The sequence below is a fragment of the Bradyrhizobium sp. Kon56 genome (genome assembly GCF_055807635.1).
This window is the reverse complement of sequence record NZ_JBVVOU010000311.1, coordinates 1-306: the sequence shown is the minus strand read 5'-3', so window position 1 is coordinate 306 and position 306 is coordinate 1. Positions and strand designations below refer to the sequence as shown.

Below are 306 nucleotides of genomic sequence, written 5' to 3'. Positions count from 1 at the left end.
GGTCCCGGTTGCACAATCCTGAGCCAAGGCCAGCGCGCCTGATAACTGCGGGCCTTGTGCAAAAACAGCTCCGGCTCCGCATGCGTGGGGTTAATGCGCAGCACGCCCTGCTCCACATCTGCCAACCCGTACGGCGCATACACCTCTCCCGTGGCAATATCCAACGCGATGCACGTGCCCGCCACCAGGTAACGGTCCACCCCTTGCCTGGCCGACTGCAGCTGGGGGTCCCGGCGTTCATCGAACATTTTCGGGTGCTGCGCTTCGACACCCGAGGCCATGGCCGCTCGCTGGTCACCGAAGGGC

At 64.7% G+C, this 306-nt stretch carries 1 protein-coding gene; it reads right to left on the bottom strand.

Going from position 1 to position 306, the window contains the following annotated elements:
- On the bottom strand, positions 1-281 hold a 281-nt coding region (locus AC0L3B_RS39105; protein ID WP_473383073.1), incomplete at its 3' end, for a nucleotidyltransferase family protein.
- Between the last annotated feature and the right edge of the window lie 25 nt (positions 282-306).